This is a genomic window from Levilactobacillus spicheri DSM 15429 (assembly GCF_001435095.1).
GTDB classification, from domain to species: Bacteria; Bacillota; Bacilli; order Lactobacillales; family Lactobacillaceae; genus Levilactobacillus; species Levilactobacillus spicheri.
On the sequence record NZ_AZFC01000037.1, the window covers coordinates 22,912 to 47,346 of the forward strand.

Below are 24,435 nucleotides of genomic sequence, written 5' to 3' on the forward strand. Positions count from 1 at the left end.
TGATAGTAAGATGAATTCTGGTTTGCGGCCGCTGCCGGTGGTGGACAGGTGTCCCGTCCCTGTACGCTCCGAGGCCATCGTTTTACTTTTAGGCAGCAAACCCATTACTCTTAGAAAATAGGTGAATCACTATGTTGGCGAGTACCGAAGCCATTATCATTGAAGTCGTCTTTAGCCTGGGCGCCCTAATCGCCGTGGCGGGCCTGGGCGGCCTGATCTGGACCAAGCAGCATCACCGGGGATTCCGGCCCGCGATGACCGTCATCCTCTGTGGGGTCGGCATCGTCATCATCGCCAGTCTCCTGAACGTCCTGTTGTTCAAGACCTATGCCGGCGTGCGGGTCAAGAAGAATCAGTACTACGAGATCACCAGCCTGACCACCAATATGCGCGCCTCTCTGGCCAGCAGTCAGGCCCCGCAGCAGCCGGTCACCCCGGCCGCAAAGAAGGCCAGCCGTAACGTGACCTACCTGGTGACCCACACCGACCAGTCGCAGACGGCCCGGCACGCCGCCAAAGCCGCACAACGCCAGTTGACCCAGCATAAACAGCCCGATGTCGCGGTGGTCAAACACAATTACCGCATCATCCTGGACCATTACTTTGACGCGGTGACCAGCTCAACCAAGGCGCAGCAGCACCTAAGTGACCACGCCTACCAGCACGTCACCCAACGCCCCGCGCGGCGTTAATCAATCAATTCCACCGGTTCCCTCCAATCAACGAGGGAACCTTTTTTTGTTTAGGGGCGTACCGTAACGTAAGATGAAATCAGCCGCTCCACGCCGGCGAGCAAGCTGGTCACTGGTGATAGCTGGCGCGCCGTTCTGTCGGCTTCATTTTCCCGAGGTGGGCACGATTCCGAAACCTCGCCAAGAACGCGAGTTTCCGGAACTCGGCCTGATTGTAAGCCGGCTCAAGACGCCGACTAACAATCATGTCACCACGGGAAAAAACGCCGACGCCACTCTGCGGGATAGATGATGACCATGACGACGGTTGCGGGACGGCCGCGTTCAACAACGTTACAGCAGACTGGCCCGCTGACTTGAACGTCACTCACCAGAACGCCCCATGCTAGCGAAGCGGCTTCCATTAAAGCCACGCGGCGAGTTGCCAATTCGTCCCGTTGGTGGTCAATGCCCCACCGTGTCAGCGGAACAGAGGCGACTTGATGGTCGTGGTGAAATTGATGTTGGTCGGGGTTCTTTCCCGGCTTACATCAAGGCCGAGTTCTGGAGACCTGTGTGAATTTCACAGGGCTTCAGAATCGTGCCCACCTCGACCATCTTGCTCGCCGGCGTGAAGCGACTGCCTACACCCACACATGACAAAAAGCGCCCCCCGGAGTTGCATCCAGGGAGCGCTTTTGGTGGCAATTAGCCGTTCTTTTCAATTTGTTGAACCACGTAGTTGACGACCTTCAGGGAACTTAACCCGTCGTCGATCGCACAGAAACGGTGGTAGAAGTCCATGAACTTCTGGTTGGCGCTCATGTCCGGCGTTTGTAACTTCTCGCCGATCATGGTCAGCAGCTCCGTCTCGTTGTGGGCGATCTCACCCGGGAGATCCTTTTCGTAGTCGAGGTAGAAGCCCCGCAGTTCATCCTTGTAGACGTGGTAGTCGTACGGGTAGAACAGGATGGGCCGCTTCAGGTAGGCGTAGTCGAAGAAGACGGACGAGTAGTCGGTGATCAGCATGTCACTGATCAGGTACAGGTCCGAGATACTCGGGTGGTTGGACATGTCGTAGACGAAATCCTCGTACCCGCTGATGTCCAGGGCGTTGGAGATCAGGTAGTGCATCCGCAAGACCAGCACGGCATCGTCACCGTACTGCTGCTTGAAGTCGTCCAGGGAGAACGGCAGCTCGAAGGTGTACTTCCCCTTCTCGGCAAACTGATTGTCCCGGTACGTCGGCGCGTATAAGACGACCTTCTTATCCAGCGGGATACCCATCTGCTCCTTCAAGGCCACGATGTCGTCCGCCGAACTGTTGATCAGTTCGTCGTTCCGCGGGTACCCGACCTTTAAGATCTGGTTGTTGAACCCGAAGGCCGACCGGAAGATCTGGGTCGAATAGTCGTTGGGTGAGACCAACGCGTCCCAGCGGTTAGCTTCGCGCACGAAGTTGGCGTGGTACTTGGTGGTCGTGGTCCCCGGCATCGAAACGTTCTCGATGTCCAGTCCCAGCTTCTTCAACGGCGTCCCGTGCCAGGTCTGAATGTAGGTCACATAACTGGGCTTCTTGACCCAGGCCGGGAAGCGGGCGTTACTGATCCAGAAGCTGGCCTTTTCCAGCGTCCGGACCCACTTGGCCGTCCGCCGAATGATGAACGGAATCCCATTTTCCTTACAGAAACGCTTCTGGGACCGGTCAATCGACCAGATGAAGCGGAAGCCGGGATAGAGTTGGGTAAACAACTGGTAAATGGCGTACGGCGAGTCACTGACCTGCCGGCCCCCGAAGCTTTCGAAAATCAGCGTTGGCTGCTCGTAAGCCCGGTGGCCGCGCTTGAACAGCCGGCGCATGTAGACCAGGTTGACCTTGTCCATCAAGACACTCAGGAGCTTGGTGGCGCCCCCGACCTTGCTTGGCAGGTGACCCAACCGTTCGGCCACGGTCGGGGCGGGCATTTCCCGCACCCGAATCCCGTTATTGTACCGCTTCTCGAGGATGACCAAGCGGTGCGCCGGGGTGATGGCCTGGGTGACTTGCCCGGCCAGCGACTTGCCCAAAACGATCCGCTGTTCGAGGTCTTGGCCGTTGACCGTGGAGCGAATGTACAGCTCCTGGGCGGTGTTGGCCGCCAGCTCTTCCAACGGAATCGTGGCGCTGAACAGCCCGTGCAGCCCCATCTTACTGATGGGCCACTCGGCCGTGCTGTCGGCCGCCTGGTTCTTTAAGACCAGCCGCTGATTCTCGATCTTTTGGTTATTGAGCCGGTTCGGCCCGGTAATCTGCAGCTGGTTATCCTGCAAGTTGATTGCGTTGATGGCGAACTCGCTCTCCGGCTGTTGGGTGTGCAGGTTGAACAGCGCCATGCCGTTGGCGTCACTGTTGAGCTGATAAAAGCTGGTCAGCGTCAACTGGTGCCGGTTGCTCAGGTACTCACTTTCGACCTGAATCAACCCCCGCGTCGCGTTTTGCTGCAGGTTCAGGTACAGCTCCCAGCTGAACTCGCTCTGCTCGCTGTCCGGGATCTGCAGGTCGTTGGCGTCGATGCGCAACCGTACCACCCGGGAGCTGACGATGCGACTGATGGGCACCGTCAGCGTCGCCTGCGTCTGCTTCTCCAAGAAGGTCACCATCAGGTCATCGAAGGGTTCCGGAACGTCGATCAGTTCGAGTTCGAGCTCCTGTAAAGTCTTTTTATGATGTAATCCAGATAAAATCGCACGCACGATGGCATAACTCCTTAGTAATTAAAAATCAATTGGTGAGGCATCCGCGGAGACAGGACCGGGTTCACGGCCAGGTCGATGTACAGCTGCGTCTCGGGCGTCATCAGGTCGTCTAAGATGGCCTGGTAGAACGCAAAGACGTCGGGGTAACGTTGGTAGGTCGCGTAGACCAGGACCCCGTAGTAGGCCTCACTAGCCGTCACGACCTCGGTGTGGTCGACGCTGTTGGCTTCGGCCCGCGCCCGTTCGCGCTTGGTCATGTTGTTCGCCACGACCGCCTGCTTGGCACTGCTGAATTCCGTCTCCCCCATGGCGGAGCTTTCACCGATATTATAGATGTGCTCCAGGGTCCGTTCGTGCCGGACGAAGCGGAGGGCCGCCTCGCCCCGCCGGTTCAGCAGGTAGCTGGTCGTTGGCACCCCGTTATCGAGCTTGGTGATGCCGATGACCTGGCCGCTCAAGCCATAGGTGTCGATCTGCACGGCCTGGTCGGCTTGGTACTGCCGTAACGCCATCGGCATGTCATCGTTGACCTGCCGCAACTCGGCGACTAGGTGACCGGCGTCCAGATACCGCTTGATCTGTTCCTTTTGGTCCGCGAACAGGCGCTCCTCGTGGTCCCCGGTGGCAAAGGCCTGGCGTTCTTCGGCCGTGAGGGTCAGTCCCGGCTGGTCGGCCACGACGTCCGCTAAGGTGATGACCTCGACGCCCTTGACCCGGGCATCGTCTTGGGCCAGCCGGTTCAAGAATTGACGAACGGTCCAGCTCGCCTCAAAGTCCACCAGCGCGACCAGTAGCTTGATCGGCACGTTGCGCTGCAGCGCCTGCTTCAGCTGCTGCGTGAAGTTCGGCTTATGTAAGCCCTCAAGGGATGTCACTAAAAATATAATTTGCTGCACGGTGCTTGCCTCCATTTTCGTCGTCCTTATGAAAAAATCCCTAGTCGCTGACTAAGGATGTCTTCATAAAACTACTTTTCTTCCTTCCAGTCTTCGGAATCCGTCAGGCCCAGGTCATGCTTGATCTTGGTCGTGGAGATGCCTTCGGTCCGGGGAAGGTAGACGACTTCACAGTAGTCCTTCAAGAAGTCAAACTTACCCTTCCAGTCGTCACCCATGACGAACAAATCAATGTCGTTTTCTTGAACGTCGCGAATCTTTTGGTCCCAATTTTTTTCGGGAATCACGTGATCCACGTACCGGATGGCTTCGAGGATGTACTTTCGGTCTTCATAAGACGTGTAGGCCCGCTTGCCCTTTTCCGCGTTAAATTCATCGGTCGAAACACACACCGTCAAGTCGTCGCCCATTTCCCGAGCGCGCTTTAATAACCGAATGTGTCCCTTGTGGAGCAGGTCAAACGTTCCGTACGTAATTACTTTTTTCATGTAGAATCTCCTACTTGTCTGGTTAATTTCCCGGGCGATTCCCCGGGGAGCGCATAAATCCAATAACAGAATAAATAGTAGCATATTCAGCGGTCACGTCAACTTATAACCGCAAAGGTTAGTCATTTCTTGAGATTCTCCGGCAAGGCTTTCTCGGCCGGATGCTCCAACTGCCAGATACTGTACAGGTACTGGACCACCGTTTTGACCACGGCATACAGCGGAATCGCCAGGATCATCCCTAATAGCCCGGCAATGTTGCCCGCGGCTAATAAAATAATAATAATCGTCAACGGATGAATCTGCAAGGTCCGCCCAATAATGTTGGGATAGACCAGGTTGCCGTCGACCTGCTGGACCACGACCACCACGATGATCACGTAGATCACCATGTTGGTGCTGATGGTGAAGGCCACGATCAACGCCGGCAGGATGCCGATGTACGGGCCCACGTAGGGAATCAGGTTGCAGAACCCCGCAAAGACCCCCAACAACAACGCGTACTTCTCACCGATCAGCGAATAGCCCACGGCGGTAAAGGTCCCCACGAAGAGGCATTCGAGGATCTGACCGCCGATGTAACGGGCAATCGTGCCGTTCATCCGCGACAACAGCTCCATGGTCTGGTCCGTGTGCTTCGCCGGAATCCACTTGCGCAGGGCCGGCATCAGTTTTTCGCCGTCCTTGAGCATGTAGAACAACATCACCGGCACCGTGATGGCGGTGACCACCACCGAGGTGGCCGTTCCGATGATGCTGCCGATTCCGGTCGTGAGGCCGGTGACAAAGCTTTCGGCGTACTTGCCAAAGGCCTGCTGCAGTTGGGTCAGATACTTGCTAAAGTCGATTTGCTGCAGCCACGGGTGGTGCGCCGCCTGTTGCAGAACGGCCTCACTCGACTTAGCGAAGTCGGGGATGTTGCCGATCAGGTTAGTGACCTGATTGACCAGGCGTGGGACGACCCAGGCCGCCCCGTACCCGATCACCGCGATCAGCCCCACGAAGACGATGACCACCGCCAGCGTCCGGTTGATACGCATCCGTTTCCACCGGACCCGCTCTAGCAACCGCACGATGGGGTTCAGCAGGTAAAAGAGGACCCCGGATAACAATAACGGGGTAAAGATCGTCGACAGGAAGACGCCAATCGGCGAGAACAAGAAGCTGATCTGGGTACAGACCCAGATCAGGGTTGCCACAATCAACAATTCCAGCGACCAAAACACCAGTCGCGAATCCGTCAGCCATTTCACGGAATGGTCCCCTCCTTTAGAAAAAAAGGAGCCAGCCACGAATGGACTCGCTCCTGTGGTACGGAAGACAACTCTTACTGGTCCGTCACGCCTAATGCTCCCGGCGCAATAGCTCCTGATAACGTTGGTACCACAACTCAACGTAGGCCTGGGAGAACGGTCCCTTATGGTGATTGATCCAGTCGACCAACGTCAGAACGTTGGCCTTCAAGATGCGATCGGTCTCCGGTCCGTACTGCCACCGCTGGCTAAAGTCTTCATACTCGTCAACGTCGAGTAATCGTTTTTCGCCATCGGGAAAGACCTTGACGTCCAGGTCATAGTCGATGTACTTCAACGCCTCTTTGTCCAAGACATATGGGGATGCCAGATTACAATAATACGACACACCGTTGTCCCGAATCATCGCCACGATGTTGAACCAATAATGCTTGTGAAAATAAACGATAGCGGGCTCTCGGGTCACCCACCGCCGCCCATCGTCTTCAGTGACCAACGTGTGATCATTGACGCCGATCAGGGCGTTTTCGCTTGTTTTGAGTACCATGGTATCGCGCCAAGTTCGATGCAAACTTCCATCATGCTTGTAGCTTTTGATCGTAATGAAGTCGCCTTCCTTAGGTCCTCTAGCTTCGCGCGTCATGTCTAAACCCTACTTTCTAAGTAACGGGTAATTATAAAAAATTCACTCAATATTATACCAGATTCCCCTATATTAATGAATACCTTTCCCGGGATTATCGGGAAAGTCCTTGGGTTCTCCGCCGATTTAACGTAGACTGAAGTTGTGTCCAATCAATTTAGCCGATTCATCGCTTCCGGGCTCGTCAAAAATCGGGCTGGAACGGGGTGGGCACGGCTGCAAGCCCCCAGAGCAGGTCTTGCAGACCGGCCTTTGTCTAAGTCGGCTGAGAAACACCGACTAAGACAAATTTCACCCCTGAGCCCATTTTTGACGAGCCCTCCAGCTTAAATTGGCGGATCCAGTCAAATTGAACCGCTAACCATCACTATCGCCGTTAGCCATTCTCCTAGCGTCTTTGATTAGGCAGTGGTTGTGCTTCCAAGCCCCGTCACTTCTGCAGAGCTTGTACACCTTTCCACCCACTGCTACCTGGCCCACCGTGAAGTATCGCTGGTAACGACTCAGGCGGACACCTAGTGGTCACTAAAAATAAGAACGAGGTGAATCCTTCATGTCCCAAGCACCCTTAGCCAGTTTTGAACCCATGATTCCCCAGGTCGCCGCGCTTCTCGCTGACGACCCGACCCTTCAGGCCTTTTTTAACGACCTGACCCCCGGTTACCAGCGGGAGTGGGCCCGCTTCATCTTCGGCGTCAAGGCCGCCGCGACTCAGCAACGACACGTTGCCGTGATGAAGACCGTCTTTCAAGCCGGCTTCAAATCCAAGCGTGCCTACGATAGCCGCGACAAGGCCGCCGATTAACGGCCACCTAAAAGGACGGTCACCCTTCCCCAACATGGGGAGCGGTGACCGTCCTTTTGCCATTAACGATTATCCAGTTGTCCCGCCTCAAGCAGGTTCCAAATCTGCAAGGCTGGCGTCTGGGCCAATTGGTTCGGCCGGTAGTAGTTGGTCAAAACGATCACACCGTCCTTGCCATCCCGACTGACCAGTGCCGTCGCCTCATAGCCGTATGCGAGCCCGTGGACCCGAATGTAGCCAGGTTCCAGGTAATCACCCCCGCCATAGGTCGAAGCGCTCCCTGGCGTCAATAAGGTGTTCACATCGGCCTTGGGATACAGCTTTCCTCGCAACATGTTCCGTTCGCCCACATACAGGTCCCGCGCGGACATGTAGACCTGCCCGGTGCCGAACTGGTAGTTCATCGAGGTTTTGGATTCAAAGTACCGCGATGCGTAATTCGGCACCACACTGTTGATATCGGCGTTCCGGTACCCCCGGGTGTAGTCCGGCTGCCGGTTCATGTTGAACACGAACCCGCTGTGCTTCAGACCCCACGGTTGAATGATGTTCTCCGTGAAGTACTGCCGGTAACTCTGCCCGCTGACCTGCTGGATGATTCCCGCCAGCAACATGAAGTTCACCGGCGAGTAGTCCCATTGCCCGATTTTGGCCGGGTTGCTGATGACATTTTCCAGAATAAACTTGATCATGGCGTCCTCGGTCTTCAACTGGTTCGGAAAGGCCTCCAACCGCAAACCACTCTTCATGTCCAGCATGTCCCGTAACGTGATCTGCCGGGCCCCGCGAATCTGCGGGTAGTACTTGGCCAGGTTATCGGTCAGCGACAGTTTTCCCTCGGCGGCCAGCTTCATGATTAGCCCCGCCGTAAAGGACTTTTGGACCGAAGCCAGTTGATACACGCTGTTGGCGTTGTTCTTCCGCTGTAACACGGCATCGGCGTACCCGAAGCCCTTTTCATAAATCGGTTTGTTATTGCGGACCACGTAGGCCGTTCCCACGAACCGGTTGGCCCGGAGAATCGCGTCGATCTTGCGGGTCGCCGCCGTTGCCTTGATCTTCTTGGGTGCCCGCTTCTTGGCCGGCGCCTTGGGCTTGGGTTTGACCACCTTTTCGGCCGAACTGCTGCTCGTTGACGTCACCTTGATGGGCTCGCTATCTGCCTGATCCGTGAACCAGTACGTCAGCCCCGCGCCCAGCCCTAAAGCCAGGATCAAGGCGACTAAAAAAATCCCCATTTTTCGTTTCATTTCAGACTCCCCCGTCCTTACTCCTGAATCTTCTTATCTTGCTTAGTCGTCGCCGACCACGGTGGTTAACCAGTGGTCAATGTCGTCGAGCGCAAACCCCTTGCGGTACAACGCCTGTTTGGTCCGGTAACGCCGGTCGCTCATCGCACGGGTCCGGTACTTGTGCCACAGCTTTTCCCCTTGCTTGGCCAGTAGGTCGGCCTGCTGTTCCACATCGGGCGTCAGTGCCAAGTCGGCCACCATTTCTTTGGCCTCGTCGCTGGCAAACCCCCGGGTGATCAGTCCCTGGCGAATCTTCTGTTCTTGCGTGTGAAAGGCCTGCCGTTGATACCGCTTCGCCAACTTTTTCGCGACCGTCGTCCCCACGGCGAATCGTTCCTCGGCGGTATACAGTTGCAGCGCATCCTCAATTGGGTGTTCCGGAACCCCCTTTTGCCGGAGGTGCTGGTGGATCACCCGTGGGCCCTTGTCACCGGTGCGCATCATGGTCCGCACGTAGCTCGCGGCGTAATGCGCGTCATCGACCAGACTCAATTCACGGAGCCGGTCCAGCGTGGCGTCAATGGTCTCCGGCGGGATCTCCAGGCTCGCCAGCTTGGTGCGAACCTCCTTTTCCGTACGCAGTTGTTGCGACAGGTAGTCCAGGGCCCGGTTATAGGCCTTGGCGATGTCGTCGGCCGCGGTCAGTCGCTCCTCGAGTGCCTGATCGATCTCCATCCCCTTGAACAGTTGGAAGTCGATCAGCACGTTTTCACTCACGGGAAACGCGTAATGGCCGTCGACAAAGATGTTATAACGTCCCGCCCGTTTCTGGGCTTGAATCATGGTAATTACGGCCATCGTTCTCCTCCTTTTTCACTCGGTCATGTTTCTAAAATAGCTAAATACAGGTCTTCCGGGCCCGTCAAAAATCGGACTGGAACGGGGTGGACACGGCTGAAAGCCCCCAAAACAGGTCTTGCGGACCGTCCTTTGTCTAAGTCGGCTGAGAAACACCGACTAAGACAAATTTCACCCCTGAGCCCATTTTTGACGGGCCCTCCAGCTGGCACTGACGAAATCTATCACGTTAGCGTCCGCCTCGTTTCAAACCGCCATCCTTTAACAGGCTTTCAGAACACAGCCCCTTCAGAAGCGATTTTGAATCGTCTAAATACGCATCGTGTTAGCCAATCGAAAAGCGAAGATGTCATGGACTCATCCTGTCAGAACACACTCTTTGTGCCAAACACTGAGAAAAATACCGACACGACTTCACTACGGTAGCAGTTAAACCGAAATAGTGAAATGACCGCTACCATCAAGATTGCTGGAGCTCAGATGGGCCCAGACCGTGAAATTGTGGTTGGCCAGCGTTTCTTAGCTGGCTTACCACAAGGTCGAGCTTCGAGACCCGTGATTTTCGGGGCTCGAAGTCGTGCCCATGGTCGTCACGGCCCAGCTGAGCGGAAGCAATCGCCAGCTCCCACTGATTTTAACGAACAGGAAGCGTCTCTAAATAGGATTGACTGTCCATTTCTATCCAGTATCCTGAAACAGAGACACCCGAGATTCCATGCCCTATTTTAGCAGGTTCTGCGGTCAAAGGTCTGCTGGCGACCTAATATTAGTTAATCCATTACCTTTTCGCGCGACACAGCATTCCGTCCCGGAACCGTTCCTAGTCACGACTCCTCCAGGCTGGTATAATGAATGGCAATCATTACCATTCCAAGGAGGAACCGCCATGCTGACTGCTCACGTCGTTTTTGCCACCATCACCGGCAACAACGAAGACGTTGCCGATATCGTCACCGAAAAATTAGAGGACCTCGGGTGTCAGGTCACCGAGACCGAGATCTCCCAGACCGACGCCACCGAGTTCACCCACGCCGATATCTGCGTGGTCTGCCCGTACACCTACGATGAAGGGTCGTTGCCCGAAGAAGGCCTCGACTTCTACGAGGACTTGCAGGCCCTCGACCTCACGGGACACGTCAGCGGCGTTGCGGGGTCCGGCGACACTTTTTACGGCGAATATTATAACACCTCGGTGGACAAGTTTGCAGCCGCCTTTGCTCAGGCAAAAGCCACGCTGGGCGCGCCCAGCGTCAAGATCAACCTCGAACCTGACCAGGACGCGATTCAGGCGCTCGACGCCTTCGCCAGCCAGCTGGTAACGACCGCGCAAAACGCATAGGATTCCCCATCAAAATTGCCCCAGGGGCCACAAAACGAGTTCGGAAAGTCACCTTTCCGGACTCGTTTTTAGTTGTCAGGATTCTGGATCACTCACCGTCTTTAGGGCCAGATTCCTCTTTAGCAGCTGGCTTTTGCGCGGTCGCTTTACGCCGTCCCCGGTACCGTAAGATGCGGGGAATCCCCGACTGCTCCTCGGCCGGACCGTCGACCAATTCCTGAATCGCGGCGTTTAAAACCGCCCCGAACATCAAGATCATCCCGGTAAAGTCGAGCCAGAACATCAACACGATAAAGGTTCCGATGGTTTTATAACTGTCGATGTTGTGGGCAAAGTATTTCAGATACAGCGAGAAGGCTTGCGAGAGCAGTAACCAACCGATAGTCGACGTTAGCGCCCCCGGCCAGACGAACCGCCACCGCAGCCGCGCGTTGGGCACGAAGAAGAACAGGATCATCAGGATCAGGAAGGTCACCACGAACGTGACCGGCCATTTCAAAGTGTTGACGTAGGTCAGTAACTGCGTGGGCAGGTGCAGGATCGGCGTTAATTGCTCGATGATCACCTGACTAAAACTAAAGACCAACATCATCAGGAACATCACGATGATCAGGCCGACCATCCAGAAGAAGGCGGTGATCCGGTTGACCAGCGCGTTTTGATTCCGGGCGACCCCGTAGGCGCGATTCACCGTCCGTTGAAAGGCCGCCACGGCCCGGGAAGACGACCAGAGGGCCACGACGACCCCGATCGAGAGGATTCCGCCACTTTGCCCGTTGAGGAATGAATGGATGATGGGCTTGAGCATCTGATAGATACTGCTGGGCACGATGGGTTCCAGCCCGGTCAGGACCGTGTCGGTATCCACCTGCAGATACGGTAGGAGACTCCCCACCACCAGCAGTGCCGGGAACAAGGAGAGCAAGATATAGTAAGCCAGCACGACCGCGGAATCCGAGACGTTGGCCATTTTATAGTGCCGCATGATAGTCGTGACGATACGCTTCACCTGCTGGCCAAGTCGCCTTAATTGAGGGGTCACGGATGCTCCCAGCTCCTTTCGTTCAGTCTTAATCTCCGCAGAGTTGACGTAATTTTTTGATTTCTTTTAATGCGCTGTCCTTAAAACGAGCCGTAGTCCTCGGCGAACTTCAGGGTGCCAATCATCTTCTGCAGCGTCTGCCGGCTGAAGCGGACCCGCTTGGCCTGGCGGAAGGCCTCGATGAACGTCGCCAAGTCTTGATAGTTGGCGACGGCCGTGCAGTTGTAAGCGTCGTGCGGGTTCAACTTGGTCTTGTTCCCCACGACCAGCGAATTCTTGCGGTCGTAGCGGTCATAATAGTTGTAATAGACCAGCGGCTTCACGAAGTCGATGATTCGGTCGTTCTTGTTTTCCAGTTGCTTGTGCATCGTGATTTCACTGTTGATGTAACGCACCAGCAACTTAGAGGACAGCTCCGACTGGGTCGCCGGGTTGCTGATCCCCGTGTGCAGGGTCACCGACCGTTTATCTCGGCCCTCCTGCTCCAGACTCATGGTGTACCCCTGGGTCAGGGATTCGTTTTCTTCCGACAGGTTCGGCAAGAAGAACTTATCCAGTTGGTTGGTCAACGCCTTGACGGGTTCCTTGGCCTTGCCACTCGACAGGTTGACCGCCGAGAAGTCCGCCAGGCTGGACGAGAAAATCTCGTCCGACAGGTCATGGAAGATCATCCCCCGCCAGTACTTGCTTTCGACGTTGATGACCCCAAACGAGGTCACCAGCAGGTTATCGATCTGCATCACCCGCCAGGAGTCCCCGTCGTTCATTTCTTGGGTTACGGGATTCTTGACCTTGTTGGCAAAGTGCACGTTCCGTAAAATCTTATAGTCGAACCGCTCGTGTTTTTTCGCGGCAGCCTGGTGAATATCCCGCATGATTTCTGACAATTGTTCGGTCGTTTTAATCTCGGCCCGATCATATGCCGTTTCAGCCATTGAGATTGCCTCCATTGATTTTTTCTTGAATCGCTTGCAAAATACGGTCCGCGGCGTGGCCATCCCCGTACGGGTTCTTGGCGTCCGCCATTCGTTGGTAGGCCGCCTGGTCCGTCAGCAGCTCTTCGAGGGCCGCCGTGACACGCTTCGGATCCGTGCCGACCAGCTTCAGGGTCCCACTGGTGACCCCTTCCGGCCGTTCCGTGGTGTCCCGTAAGACCAGCACCGGCTTGTTCAGCGACGGGGCCTCTTCCTGAACGCCGCCGGAATCGGTCATGATCAGGTAGCTGCGGGCCGCCAGATTATGGAAATCGACCACGTCTAACGGGTCGATCAGGTGGATTCGGTCGTTGCCGTCGAGTTCCGCGTGGGCCACGCTTTGGACGGCCGGGCTCAGGTGGACCGGATAGATGACCTCCACGTCGGGATGGGCGTCCACTTCCTGCCGAATCGCGTGCAGGACCGCGTGCATCGGCGCACCCTGGTTCTCCCGCCGGTGCATCGTCAATAAGATCAGCCGGTGACCGGGTTGGACCTGGTCCAGAACCGCGTGGTGGTAGTTGGCATCGACCGTCTGCTTCAGCGCGTCGATGGCCGTGTTCCCGGTCACGTAGATGTCCTGGTCGGGATGGGCCTGCTTAAGTAGGTTCTGCCGGGACAGGTCGGTCGGCGCGAAGTACAGGTCACTCAAGATATCGGTCAGCTGCCGGTTCATCTCCTCGGGATACGGCGAGTACTTCTGCCAGGTCCGCAGCCCAGCCTCCACGTGGCCCAGCAGCGTCCGGTGATAAAAGGCGCTCACGCTGGCCGCAAAGGTGGTCGTGGTGTCCCCGTGAACCAGCACGATGTCGGGGTGAACTTCATCTAGGACCTGGTCTAAATGCTCCAGGACCCGGGTGGTGATGCCACTCAGCGTCTGGTTGGGCCGCATAATGTTCAGATCGTAGTCGGGCGTGATCTTGAAGATTTCGAGGACCTGGTCGAGCATCTCGCGGTGTTGAGCCGTGACCACGGTTACCGGCGTGAAGTCGGCGGGCCGCTGCTGCATCGCCAGAATAATCGGCGCCATCTTGATGGCCTCGGGCCGTGTGCCAAACACGGTCATTACTTTAATGGGTTTCGTCATGTTTTCCCTCCGTTACCATATTTGTTACCGTCAATTATAGCAGATGCGCTGACGCCGTGGGCCATTAACCCGACTTTCCGCGCAAAAGCTGTGACCGCTCTCACGGATCGGTGCCGCGCGCCAAAATTTTAAGCAAAGTAACGTTTGTTTAATCATCAATCGAAACCTATTGACAGTGGCCTCGGTGAATGATTATTCTAAAATGGCGTTGGGGACAAAACACAACCAGGGAAGCCCGTCACACCGGAAATCATCGGAGGCCGGCCGTGACCACTCGTTTCCCGCTAGTCGCCGTCAATTAGACGCACGACTGTAAGGGAACTGTTATGGTTATTCCCAAATATTTGCTGTAAACTTAACAGTGTTGTGTGAAAGGAATGTCTATACATGAAAAAGATTAGCTTAGTCGTTCCTTGTTATAACGAGGAGGAGTCAATTCCACTGTTTTTCCAAGCCGTTAGCAAGGTGATCGACTCAATGAACACGCCGACACCCACCGTCACGCCGGAGTATATTTTTGTGGACGATGGCTCATCGGATAACACCCTTGCGGAGATGAAGCAGCTGAACCAAGCGCATCCGACGACCGTGCACTACCGGTCGTTCTCCCGCAATTTTGGCAAGGAGTCCGGTCTAGCCGCCGGATTGGAGGCCGCTACCGGGGATTATGTAGCGGTGATGGACGTCGACTTGCAAGACCCACCGGAGTTACTGCCCAAGATGTTTCAACTGGTGGACAGTGGCGAGTACGACTGCGTGGGCACGATTCAGAAGGAACGCCGGGGCCAAAGCAAGCTGCGGGCCTTCCTCTCATCCAGTTTTTACCGGGTCATCAATAAGATTTCTGACGTTCAGATCAAGCCCAATGCCCGGGATTACCGGCTGATGAACCGGCAATTCGTGGACACCGTGCTGTCCCTGCCGGAGTTCAACCGGTTCTCCAAGGGTATCTTCAGCTGGGTCGGCTTCAAGACCACCTACCTGACCTACGAGAGTCAACCGCGGGCCGCGGGTACCACCCACTGGAGTCTGGGGCAGCTCTTTTCCTACTCCATCGAGGGCATCATCGACTTCTCGAACGTGCCTTTACGCATCGCGACCTGGGTCGGCAGCATCTCGTTTTTCCTGTCGCTGATCGGCCTGGTCTTCGTGATTGTCCGGGCCCTGACCGTGGGCGGGTCGTCGGTCGCCGGCTGGCCATCTCTGGTGGTCATCATGCTGTTGATCGGCGGTATCCAGCTGTTCTGCCTGGGCATTTTGGGGCAGTACATCAACAAGATCTACCTGGAAACCAAGCACCGGCCGAAGTACATTATTCGTGAAGAAAAATAACCATGGACTATCAAGAGCCTGGGACAAAAGTCTCAGGCTCTTTTAGTGTCTCCGAATAGTTGGTGGCGAAACGTGCGCCAAAAGACAGCTGGTTTCGCTCTCTTTTACGTCCCATACAAAAAAACGCAACCACCTCACGTGATTGCGTCTCGTTAATGCGTTGTTTAGTGGAAAATGGCGTTCATCAGCAGCACCATCAGCAGACCCACGATCGAGATGACCGTTTCCAACGTTGTCCACACCTTGAAGGTGTCCTTGACACTCAGGTCAAAGTATTCGGAGAACATCCAGAAACCGGCATCGTTCACGTGCGAAGCCGCAAGAGAACCGGCCCCAATGGCCAGCGCAATCATAACGGGATCGGCGCCTAAGGTGTGCATCAACGGCGTGATCAAACCGGCCGCCGTCATCCCGGAAACCGTGGCAGACCCCAGTGAGATCCGCAAGATGACCGTGATCAACCAAGCCAACAGAATCGGTGAGAACTTGGAGTGCATCATTAAGTCCTGCACGGCCTTACCGACCCCACCGTCGATCAGCACTTGCTTGAAGGCGGACCCACCGGCGATGACCATCAGTAACATGGCAATCGACTTGATGGCGTCTTCCAGCGTCCCGCTGATCTGCTTCATCGAACGGCCCCGGTGAATCCCCATGGACCAGATGGCAAACAGCAAGGCAATCACCATGGCGATAACGGGGTTCCCCACCATCGTGATTACGGCGTCTAACCCGTGCGGATTCTTCGGCGCGGTTCCCCCGTTCGCGACCATCTGATAAACGGTGGCCAGGGCCATGAAGACCACTGGGAACAGGGACGTCAAGACGGATAAGCCAAAGGTTGGCGTTTCATCCAGGTCAAACTCCTTGACCTCACCAAAGGCGGGTAAGGACTTCTTGACCACGAACAAGTCCGGGTTGAACCGGCGAATGACCCGCGTCCAGATTGGCCCCGCGACGATCACACACGGAATCGCTACGATGACCCCGATCAGGAGCATCTCCCCAACGTTGGCCCCTAAGGCCGTGGCAACGGCCGTCGGTGACGGTTGTGGGGGTAAGAACCCTTGCGTCGCGGACAGCGCGGCGGCCATGGAAATCCCCAGGTAGAGGAATGGCACGTCGGCCTCCAGCGCAACCGCGAAGACGATTGGCGTGACCAGGACCAGCCCCACTTCAAACAGCAGGGAAATCCCAATCAGGAAGGAGGCAATCACAATGGCGACCTGCAACCGCTTCTTCCCAAAGACGTTGATCAACGTCCGCGCAATCCGGTAAGACCCTCCGGCGTCAGAAACTAACCGCCCGATCATCGCACCGAATCCGAAGACGATAATCAGCTCGCCCATGGAACTACCGATCCCATTTTTAATGGAGTCGGCGATACTTGCGGGATTCATCCCGAGACCCAGCGCGACTAAAATGGATGTGGCGATTAAGGAAACAAAGGTGTTTAACTTCACTCGAATAATCAAGAAGAGCAGAAGTAAAATACCCAATAACAAAATCACGAACTGCATTATATCTCTCTCTTTTCTTATGCTCGATTCTGATAAATCCAACCTGCCGTAGTTGGATTCAATCACTTCGCATAAGAACCATTGTATGAAACTTTTTTTCGGGATTCAAGCGTTTACCTGAATATAATTTTCAAATAAATTATGAAAACCCCGTGAAAACGTTACCGTACAATCATTACCGAGATTGGAGAATATTTTGCCATATAGGCCGCCTGGCTCCCAAAATACTTCCGAACCCCCGTCTTCGACAGCGAACCAACGACCAGTAAATCTGGTTTGATAGCCGGGATAACCGACTTAACGATGGTCTCACCCGGGTCCCCTTCCGCGATGGCGACCCGTACGTTGGCCACACCTACTCGTTCCGCCAACTTCTTGTACTGTTGCAGGTGATTGTACAGGTCGTCCCGTTGACCGTGCACGAAATCCTTACTCAAGGCTTCGTAGATGTTCATCTGTTCGGACTCCAAGACCGAGCAGATCACCAATTCGGCCCCATCTGATTTGGCCCGGTTCATGGCATACCGGAAGGCCAATTGGGCGTCGGGGGAATCGTCCACCCCGACTAAGATACGCTTGAACTTTTTCGGATCCATTGATGCTTCTTGTTCCATATCATCCAACCTCCTCGAGATGTTTTAAGTAACCGTCTTCATTATACAGGATTTTGGCCAAAAATCGCGGTTAACCACGAATTATTTGGTCGTTTAAACTTTAAAGTATGGTTCCCCTTAATTAAGTTGCTGTGCTATACTGGTTCCTCGTTCACCAAAGGAGGGAGTCTCATGTTCTTAGCACCCTTGTTCGAATGCGACGTACCAGCCAACCGCTAATCAGCGGAGGCTTATTCCGCTGAATCGTTGATTCTTAATCACTTTAGCGGAGGATTCTATAAACTATGCAAAAGAAACAGAAGTTACTCGGTGCGTTCCTGTTAAGTCTGGCTGCCAGCATCTGGGGCGGCATGTTCGTTGTCGTCAAGAGCGTCGTGACCACCTTGCCACCCGTCCAGCTGGTCTGGTGTCGGTACCTGGTTGCCGTCATCGTCCTGTTCGGTTATACCCGCATCCACCCGATCACCTGGCACTGGGACCGGCGTAACCTGGGGCTAATTGTGTTGATTGGCCTGATTGGCGACACCCTGTCCATCGTGACCCAAGAGACGGGGACCTGGCTGGCCTCGGCTCAACTGGGGTCGGTCATCACCACGGCCACGCCCGCCTTCATGGTGCTCTTTAGTTGGCCCCTGCTCCACGAACGGCCCCAGGGAGGCGACCTCATCAGCCTACTCCTCGCGACCGGCGGGGTGGTCCTCATCGTCGGCACCCAATTCTCGGGGCGCCACGTCTTATTGGGCGCACTCCTGCTCTTCGTGGCGGGACTGACCTGGGCGCTGATGTCGGTTCTGGTACGGTTAGTCGCCCCGCAATACGACGTCATCCAGGTCACCTGGTTGGCGGCCGTGGTCGCCGTGGTCGCCCTGACCCCCATCGTGATCGGTCAGGGACGGCTTCTCACGGCCATTCACTGGGCCACCCCCTCACTAGGCCTAAGCATCTTTTATCTAGGGGCCATCTCGACCGCCCTGGCCTTCGTTCTCTGGAACCAGGGGCTGCGCCTGCTCAATAGCTCGTTGGCCGGCCTGTTTTTCCTGTGCCAACCCGTCGTGGGGGCGCTCCTGGGGTGGTTCTTCCTGGGCGTTCGGCGGCGGGACCCTCCTGATTTTTCTGGGGATGGGCGCCGCAATTCGCTGGCATCACGACTAGGCCTTGCACCTAACTTCACTTAGAAAAAAACACCTGACCACTTTTCCTTTAGCACCTCGGGAAGCTGGTCAGGTATTTTTTGTTTCCTATTTAATGAAGGGTCTGAACCACGTCCCGTCCCAGCCGGTTCATGGCGGGGTACTGCCGCTGGGAACGACCACCTTGGCTCAAGACCACCACGGTCAGCCACCGCCCCGTTGCCGTCCGAAAAAGGGCCGCATCGTTCTGTACACCTAAATCCGGGTACTCGCCGGTCTTATTGTAGACTGTGACGTTCTTCACCAGTAATGGCAGCTTCGAATGATTGCGGCAGTGCCGCATCAGCGTCAACATCTGCCGGTCGGCCGACCCGCCCAATAACCGGTGCTGGGCCAATAACGTTAAGAAACGGGTCAGGTCCCGGACGGACGTCCAATTGTCATGGCCGTTTTTGAGCGCCCGAACGTCCATCAGATGACGTCCCAGGGTCGTTTGGGTGAAGCCGTGTTGCCGGATGACCCGGTTAACGGCCTTCAGCCCGCCCGCCGTCGCAATCAGCTGGTTAGCCGCTTCGTTATCGGAGTTGCCGATCATTCGCCGGAGCTGGTCGTGGGTTGCGGACGTCAGTCGCAGCTGATGGCGCTGGGCCCGTTGGAAGATGGTCAGCATGATGTAGAGTTTGATGGTGCTGGCCGCTCGTTGCCGGCGTACGGGGTGGTTGCCGGTCGTGATTTGGACCGGTTGCGCCCCGTTCCGGGTCACCCGCACGGACCACCGGCCCCCGACGCCCTGCAGGTCACGTTGAATCAGGCGCCGCAGTTTTCGCTGGCTTTTGGCGGTCGCCGCGGCGGCCTGCTTTGGCTGGGGGTTCTGGGACGGAGATTTCGTCGAGGTGGCCGACGTTGGCCGGGTCGCGTGGGTCGCCTGCGCCGTCGGGGTGCACCCCACTAAGCTCCCCAGAAGTACCAGGCCCCCCAGGACCCCGCCGAGCCACCGTTGTCCTTTTCTCATCACCCGCACCTACTTGGTGTGACCGGAGAGCTTTTCGTGGGTAATGGCCTCCACGTAGCCCTTCGCCAGCTTGGCCCGGTCCTTCTTGAAGTGGCGAAAATCGCGCCGGTTGGTAATAAAGCCACTCTCAACGAGGCTGTAGTCGATGCCCCGCCGGCGTAAGACGTTGCAGTTTCGTAAATTGGTCCGGTAGCTGTAGCCCCGGTACGCGGGGTTCAGGCCGATGTAGGTCTTGATCACCTTCGCCAGCCGCTGGTCGCGCTTCGTGGGATGCTTGCGATGGATGATGACGTGGCCCCCGTGGCCGCCCGCCGCATCCAGGTGAAACATGATGACGGTCGTGTGCCGATTGATCTTGTAGGAGCCCTGGTGCCGTTGCAGCGTATCGGCGACCAGGTTACGCTTCGGGTTGTAGAAGGTGATGTCACTATTCTTGACCTGTTTGGCGTACTTCTTCAGCTCGGGTAACAGGTATTTCCGGAGCGCCTTGGCCTCCGTGGTCCCGTTTCCCCGGGCCCCGCCGTCGCCAGCCCCGTGCCCCATAACGAACAGATAGTGTTGCTTCGTCACCTTTACTTGCTTAGCCGTTTTAGCCGTCGTGCTGGCCGCCTGTGCGGACTCACTGGTCAGCAGCCCCCCACCAATGGGTAACACCAAGGCCATGACCAGTAACCATCGTTGCCACTTCTTCATCTGTTAAGCACTTCCTTCATGAAATGAATGGGCCAGCGTCTGATTGATGTGGCCTCTTCATCAGAATACCGCTGAACAGTGGGAAAAGCAAAGGCACGGGGACCAAAGAAGTGGTTAACTGGTGTCCATTACGACAACACCGAAAGTTTAAGGACATTACTCGAAATTCTAAAAAAACAGCAAGGAAATTCTTAGAAGATTGAGAATTTCCCTGCTGCTTTTCCGATGGTTCCTTGATATCTTCACACATGAACGGCGCTAAACCGTACGTCCACGGTCCTTCAATTTGACGACCATCCACCCCAAAACGTTGACGACTGGTCATCACTAACGCATTCAGAATAACCGGTGAGTCCCCGCCATCATCAAGATTGCTGGAGCGAAGCTGGGCCGGTGACCGTGAAATGGTGGTTGGCCAGCGTTTCTCAGCTGGCTTACCACAAGGCCGAGCTTGAAGACACGTTTTCTTTGCGCGGCTTCAAGTCGTGCCCACGGTCGTCACGGCCCAGCTGAGCGGAAGCAATCGACAGCTTCCGCTCATTAAAATCGATTAACAGAATACATGCCTCTTTAGATTTTTGCCGGATGAGGTGCTCGTTGATCACACGCCACGGCCAACCGCTCCGCATCGATGAAGCGCAGGTGGTCAATCGTGACCCGCCCCCAGAGCAGGTCGGTAATCACCCGCACGGGGACGCCGGTCGTCCGAGCCAGAATGTAGGGATCCTTCCCCAAATGGTCGATGGTCCACTGAATCTTTTGCCGTGTTTGCATGAACGCGTTCCCCCTATTACGAGATAACTTGACCATAGCATAGATGACCCGCTCAGGCATAGCCCTTTTCGACAAAAAGTTAACGTTTAATCGTTTTACCTCGAAAAAATATCGTGATTTAGTCATTATCTTTCTTATTTTGGGTTGTTTCCCACCGTTTACCCGTCATCCCCGCAACAATTAGCCGAACGGTGCTGGGGTCCTGGACGTGGCGGCTCCAGCTGATTTTCGAACCATCTAAAAAATCGCCCACCCCCAACGGTTAACCGCTGACGATGGACGATGCCAAGTTCTCATGATGACCCCACCCGGACTCGAACCGGGATCATCCGCTTAGGAGGCGGGTGCCCTATCCAGTTGTGCTATGGGGCCAAGAAAAACAATCCGGACTTAATTTTGACACGGATTGTTTCAATTGTAAAGGGGCTTACGCGTTGTGGGCGTCGTGATCCCGCCACTTCTTCCGCATCCCCTTGTTCTTGGTATGCCGATTCTTGTGCTTTTTCTTCTTCGTCGGTGCGGGTTGGGCCGGCGCGGCGGACCGCCGCCGGGGCTTCCGTTCCGGCGTCGCCGCTGGAGCCGCGCTCGGGGTAGTCGCACCGTCACCGGTGGTCGCCGCTGGTGTGGTCGGCTGTTCCGTCACCGGCGTCGCCTTGGCCGCGACCGGACGTTCCGTAGTCAGTTGCTTCCCCTGGAAGTAGACCGGCACCAGCTGGTAGTCGGTGTCCCGTAACAGCTTCTTCAGGTCTCGCAGGTCGTGGTCGTCCCCCAGGCTGATCACCTGGCCCGGTTCGCCCATCCGGCCGGTCCGACCCGCCCGGTGAACGTACTCGTTCACTTCGGACGGCAGGTCGTAGTTGATGACCGCGGGCAGCTTCGGGATATCCAAGCCCCGGGCCGCCACGTCGGTCGTCAGCAGCAACCGAATCCGGCCCTGCCGGAAGTCCGCCAACGCCTTTTCCCGTTGAACCTGCCGCAGGTCACTGGTCAGGCTCGCCGCCGACACGTGGTCGTGGTAGAACTTGGTGGCCGTGTGCCGCAGGGTGTTGGACTGCTTGAAGAAGACCAACGCCCGGAAATTCGGCATGGCCAGTAGCCGCTTGAGCATCTGGTCCCGCTTGCCCATACCGACCTCTAGCAAACCGTGGCGCACGGTTCCCTGGGTCTGATCCTGGTCCCGCACGTCGATGCGCATGACCTCTTGGCCGAACCACTGCTTCAGGTCGTGCAGGATCGGCGTATCGGTCGCCGAGAAGAAGCCCAACTGGACGTCGGCCGGCGCGGCCTGGGCCACGGCCCGGACCGTTTCCAGCGTGTCTCCCGTCAACAGGTCGTCGGCTTCGTCCACGATGATCAGTGACACCAGGTGCACCTTGAGCTTGCGGTCCTGAATCAGGTTCAGCAACCGGCCCGGCGTCCCGACGACAATCTCGGGACGCTTCTTGAGCCGCTCGGTCTGGCGCTTCACGTTAGCGCCCCCCGTCAGGGCCGCTACCTTGAGATCCAACAGCTTGGCCCAGTCGCGCATCACCCGGCTGGTCTGAATGGCCAGCTCCTGAGACGGTTCCAAGACCAGCAGCTGAATCCCGTCGCCGGGCAACAGGTTCGCCAAGGCGGGCAGCGTGAAGGCCACGGTCTTACCGGACCCGGTCGGGGCTAAGCCCAACACGTTTTGATCCCCGGCTAACGGCCCGTAGACCGCCTCCTGGATTGCCGTGGGTTGGGTGTAGCCCAACGCATTAAAATGTTTTTGATACTGTTCTAGCATAATTTTCCTCTTTTTCAGTCGTTTTCGTCCGCTGGGAAGCGCAAGTTCGCCGTGACCCGTAAGGCATACAGGACCTGGTTAACTTGTTGGCTCCAGCGTAACCACCGGCGGTAATCGCCCATGTTTTGCGGATCTTCGGGATTCAACAGGACGCGGGCAAAGTCTTGGACCTCGGGCAGCATCGGGTTTTCCAGCGCCGGTTGCGTCAGGTCGGTCTCCTGCCCATCATCGGCGTACCGCCGGACCTGGGTCAACTCACCGGCACTGTCCAGGCTCAACGTCTCCTTCAGGCCGTAGATTTCCGACCAGCTGTACGAGTTGCTGGTCTTGCCGAAGTTGACGGTCACGTCGAAGTCCCCGTAGCGCAGGACGGCCAAGCCCTTGCCGTCGGCACCGGTCGCAATCAGCGTCGGGAAGTAGCTCACGTTGGCCGGTTGACCGAACAAGGCCACAGCCAGGTAGATGGGGTAGACCCCGAGGTCCTGAAGCGCGCCCCCGGAGAACTCCTTGGTGAACACGTTGGGCCGCTGACCGGCCAACACCTGGTCGTAGCGTGACGAGTACTTCATGTAGGTCAGGCTCGCCCCCTGCAGCGTCGGCAGTTCGGCGACCGCCTGTTGCAACGTCAGGAAGTTCGGCGTGTGGACGTTCCGGGCCGCCTCGAAGAAGCGCACGTTCGGGTGTTTGGCTAAAGCCGCCATCACCGCCGCCATTTCGTTCGAGTTGCTAACGGCGGGTTTCTCGACGATCACCGAAATATCCTGTTGAATCGCCGCTAAGGCCTGTTCAACGTGCAAGCTGTTGGGCGACGCGATGTACACCACGTCCAAGTTGGCCGTCTGTAACATCTCTTGGTAGTCCGTGTAGCTGGTCTCCGCGTGGTTCTTCGTGGCGAAGGCCTGTGCCGTCTCCGAATGCCGGGAGTACACCGCCGCTAACGTGTACTGGTGCGACAACGCTAATGCTTCTACTAACTGTTGGGTAATCCAATTGGTCCCTACCGTTCCGATCCGAATCATGGCAATTCCTCCAATTTTTCTGGTTGCCTTTATTTTAACAGTCCCGTGAGGTTAGGCATAGCACAGACCTTGCGATTTCTTAAAAAAGCTAATCCTTTGCTGTGGTATCTGCCGGTAAAAATGTTATATTGAAACTAGCAATTCATTTAAGGGAGGGATACCGGTGAAAGGTCGAGAATTTGCATTATTTGGTATTTCACTGCTTGCCGGACTGACCGGGGGCTTTTCACTTCGCAAAAAACAACACGCCCAACCCGCCAGTCCGTCGCCGCTCTTCTACGCGGGGACCTGGCAGTTCGTGGATCCGCATAATCAGCGGCACCACCGGTTAGCCATCAGTCCCAACCTCGACATTGAAATCGACGGCCGCCCCATCGAGGTCAGCGTGCAACACCTCGATGACCACCAATTGACCTTTCAGGACAAGTTTGGTTATCATCTCGTGATTCACGCCAACGAAAAACGGCCCATTTCCTTTTTTGACGAGGCCGACGACTGTACCTACACCGTGCACGCACTCGAAACGCCCCATCACGACTAGTGTTTCAT

23 protein-coding genes and 1 tRNA gene are annotated in these 24,435 nt (G+C 56.2%); 6 read left to right on the plus strand and 18 right to left on the minus strand.

Features of this window, described 5'->3' with window-relative positions; all coding sequences use genetic code 11:
• Positions 1–131: 131 nt before the first annotated feature.
• A complete protein-coding gene (locus FD37_RS12365) occupies positions 132–692 on the plus strand; it encodes a hypothetical protein (RefSeq protein WP_056965471.1) in 561 nt (186 codons plus the stop codon).
• A gap of 687 nt (positions 693–1,379) precedes the next feature.
• On the opposite strand, the gene FD37_RS12370 is transcribed toward FD37_RS12365, so the two are convergent.
• The 5 genes from FD37_RS12370 to ntdP form a co-directional block, all read right to left on the minus strand.
• Complete coding sequence (locus tag FD37_RS12370; protein WP_056965472.1) at positions 1,380–3,404, minus strand: CDP-glycerol glycerophosphotransferase family protein; 2,025 nt, start codon at positions 3,402–3,404, stop codon at positions 1,380–1,382.
• A gap of 14 nt (positions 3,405–3,418) precedes the next feature.
• Positions 3,419–4,303 (minus strand): hypothetical protein, encoded by an 885-nt coding sequence (locus FD37_RS12375; protein ID WP_056965473.1) that lies wholly within the window; start codon positions 4,301–4,303, stop codon positions 3,419–3,421.
• Positions 4,304–4,374: 71 nt separating this feature from the next.
• Complete coding sequence (gene tagD, locus FD37_RS12380; protein WP_045808491.1) at positions 4,375–4,791, minus strand: glycerol-3-phosphate cytidylyltransferase; 417 nt, start codon at positions 4,789–4,791, stop codon at positions 4,375–4,377.
• A gap of 122 nt (positions 4,792–4,913) precedes the next feature.
• Positions 4,914–6,044, minus strand: a complete 1,131-nt coding sequence (locus tag FD37_RS12385; RefSeq protein ID WP_056965474.1) for an AI-2E family transporter — start codon at positions 6,042–6,044, stop codon at positions 4,914–4,916.
• A gap of 91 nt (positions 6,045–6,135) precedes the next feature.
• The gene (gene ntdP, locus FD37_RS12390) at positions 6,136–6,687 is read right to left on the minus strand and encodes a nucleoside tri-diphosphate phosphatase (RefSeq protein WP_045808489.1); all 552 of its coding nucleotides are present in this window, start codon (positions 6,685–6,687) and stop codon (positions 6,136–6,138) included.
• Between the two features lie 553 nt (positions 6,688–7,240).
• On the opposite strand from ntdP, the gene FD37_RS12395 reads away from it, so the two are divergent.
• Positions 7,241–7,492: a YdeI/OmpD-associated family protein gene (locus tag FD37_RS12395; protein WP_045808488.1), complete on the plus strand. Its 252-nt coding sequence runs from the start codon at positions 7,241–7,243 to the stop codon at positions 7,490–7,492.
• Between the two features lie 62 nt (positions 7,493–7,554).
• On the opposite strand, the gene FD37_RS12400 is transcribed toward FD37_RS12395, so the two are convergent.
• Positions 7,555–8,742 (minus strand): serine hydrolase domain-containing protein, encoded by a 1,188-nt coding sequence (locus tag FD37_RS12400; RefSeq protein WP_056965475.1) that lies wholly within the window; start codon positions 8,740–8,742, stop codon positions 7,555–7,557.
• 42 nt (positions 8,743–8,784) lie between these two features.
• The gene (gene recX / locus FD37_RS12405) at positions 8,785–9,582 is read right to left on the minus strand and encodes a recombination regulator RecX (protein WP_056965476.1); all 798 of its coding nucleotides are present in this window, start codon (positions 9,580–9,582) and stop codon (positions 8,785–8,787) included.
• Between the two features lie 886 nt (positions 9,583–10,468).
• Between recX and FD37_RS12410 the strand changes: the two genes are divergently transcribed.
• A complete protein-coding gene (locus tag FD37_RS12410; RefSeq protein ID WP_056965477.1) occupies positions 10,469–10,921 on the plus strand; it encodes a flavodoxin in 453 nt (150 codons plus the stop codon).
• 88 nt (positions 10,922–11,009) lie between these two features.
• Here FD37_RS12410 and FD37_RS12415 read toward each other — a convergent pair whose 3' ends face one another.
• The 3 genes from FD37_RS12415 to wecB form a co-directional block, all read right to left on the minus strand.
• Positions 11,010–11,963 (minus strand): YihY/virulence factor BrkB family protein, encoded by a 954-nt coding sequence (locus FD37_RS12415; RefSeq protein WP_052957266.1) that lies wholly within the window; start codon positions 11,961–11,963, stop codon positions 11,010–11,012.
• A gap of 80 nt (positions 11,964–12,043) precedes the next feature.
• Complete coding sequence (locus FD37_RS12420) at positions 12,044–12,898, minus strand: nuclease-related domain-containing protein (protein WP_056965478.1); 855 nt, start codon at positions 12,896–12,898, stop codon at positions 12,044–12,046.
• A complete protein-coding gene (gene wecB, locus FD37_RS12425; RefSeq protein ID WP_056965479.1) occupies positions 12,891–14,024 on the minus strand; it encodes a non-hydrolyzing UDP-N-acetylglucosamine 2-epimerase in 1,134 nt (377 codons plus the stop codon). The genes FD37_RS12420 and wecB overlap by 8 nt, the downstream gene beginning before the upstream one ends.
• Positions 14,025–14,411: 387 nt before the next feature.
• Here wecB and FD37_RS12430 point away from each other — a divergent pair, with 387 nt between their 5' ends.
• Positions 14,412–15,356: a glycosyltransferase family 2 protein gene (locus FD37_RS12430; protein WP_045808481.1), complete on the plus strand. Its 945-nt coding sequence runs from the start codon at positions 14,412–14,414 to the stop codon at positions 15,354–15,356.
• A 164-nt stretch (positions 15,357–15,520) separates the two neighbouring features.
• Here FD37_RS12430 and FD37_RS12435 read toward each other — a convergent pair whose 3' ends face one another.
• Entirely contained in the window at positions 15,521–16,876 is a 1,356-nt protein-coding gene (locus FD37_RS12435) for a gluconate:H+ symporter (RefSeq protein ID WP_082078129.1), read from the minus strand.
• Positions 16,877–17,037: 161 nt separating this feature from the next.
• Positions 17,038–17,490, minus strand: a complete 453-nt coding sequence (locus FD37_RS12440) for a universal stress protein (protein ID WP_045808480.1) — start codon at positions 17,488–17,490, stop codon at positions 17,038–17,040.
• Positions 17,491–17,774: 284 nt separating this feature from the next.
• Between FD37_RS12440 and FD37_RS12445 the strand changes: the two genes are divergently transcribed.
• Positions 17,775–18,665, plus strand: coding sequence for a DMT family transporter (locus tag FD37_RS12445; protein WP_082605203.1), 891 nt, complete (start codon positions 17,775–17,777; stop codon positions 18,663–18,665).
• Between the two features lie 67 nt (positions 18,666–18,732).
• On the opposite strand, the gene FD37_RS12450 is transcribed toward FD37_RS12445, so the two are convergent.
• From FD37_RS12450 to FD37_RS12475, 6 genes are all read right to left on the minus strand, one after another.
• On the minus strand, positions 18,733–19,632 hold the full coding sequence (locus FD37_RS12450) for a serine hydrolase (RefSeq protein WP_056965480.1): 900 nt from the start codon (positions 19,630–19,632) through the stop codon (positions 18,733–18,735).
• A gap of 9 nt (positions 19,633–19,641) precedes the next feature.
• Positions 19,642–20,325, minus strand: a complete 684-nt coding sequence (locus tag FD37_RS12455) for an N-acetylmuramoyl-L-alanine amidase (protein WP_056965481.1) — start codon at positions 20,323–20,325, stop codon at positions 19,642–19,644.
• A gap of 570 nt (positions 20,326–20,895) precedes the next feature.
• Positions 20,896–21,099: a hypothetical protein gene (locus FD37_RS12460; RefSeq protein WP_045808476.1), complete on the minus strand. Its 204-nt coding sequence runs from the start codon at positions 21,097–21,099 to the stop codon at positions 20,896–20,898.
• A gap of 299 nt (positions 21,100–21,398) precedes the next feature.
• Positions 21,399–21,471: transfer RNA gene (locus tag FD37_RS12465), tRNA-Arg, on the minus strand.
• Between the two features lie 55 nt (positions 21,472–21,526).
• Positions 21,527–22,867 (minus strand): DEAD/DEAH box helicase, encoded by a 1,341-nt coding sequence (locus FD37_RS12470; RefSeq protein ID WP_056965482.1) that lies wholly within the window; start codon positions 22,865–22,867, stop codon positions 21,527–21,529.
• A 14-nt stretch (positions 22,868–22,881) separates the two neighbouring features.
• Entirely contained in the window at positions 22,882–23,886 is a 1,005-nt protein-coding gene (locus FD37_RS12475) for a Gfo/Idh/MocA family protein (RefSeq protein WP_056965483.1), read from the minus strand.
• 163 nt (positions 23,887–24,049) lie between these two features.
• Here FD37_RS12475 and FD37_RS12480 point away from each other — a divergent pair, with 163 nt between their 5' ends.
• The gene (locus FD37_RS12480) at positions 24,050–24,427 is read left to right on the plus strand and encodes a DUF4828 domain-containing protein (protein WP_045808473.1); all 378 of its coding nucleotides are present in this window, start codon (positions 24,050–24,052) and stop codon (positions 24,425–24,427) included.
• Positions 24,428–24,435: the final 8 nt, after the last annotated feature.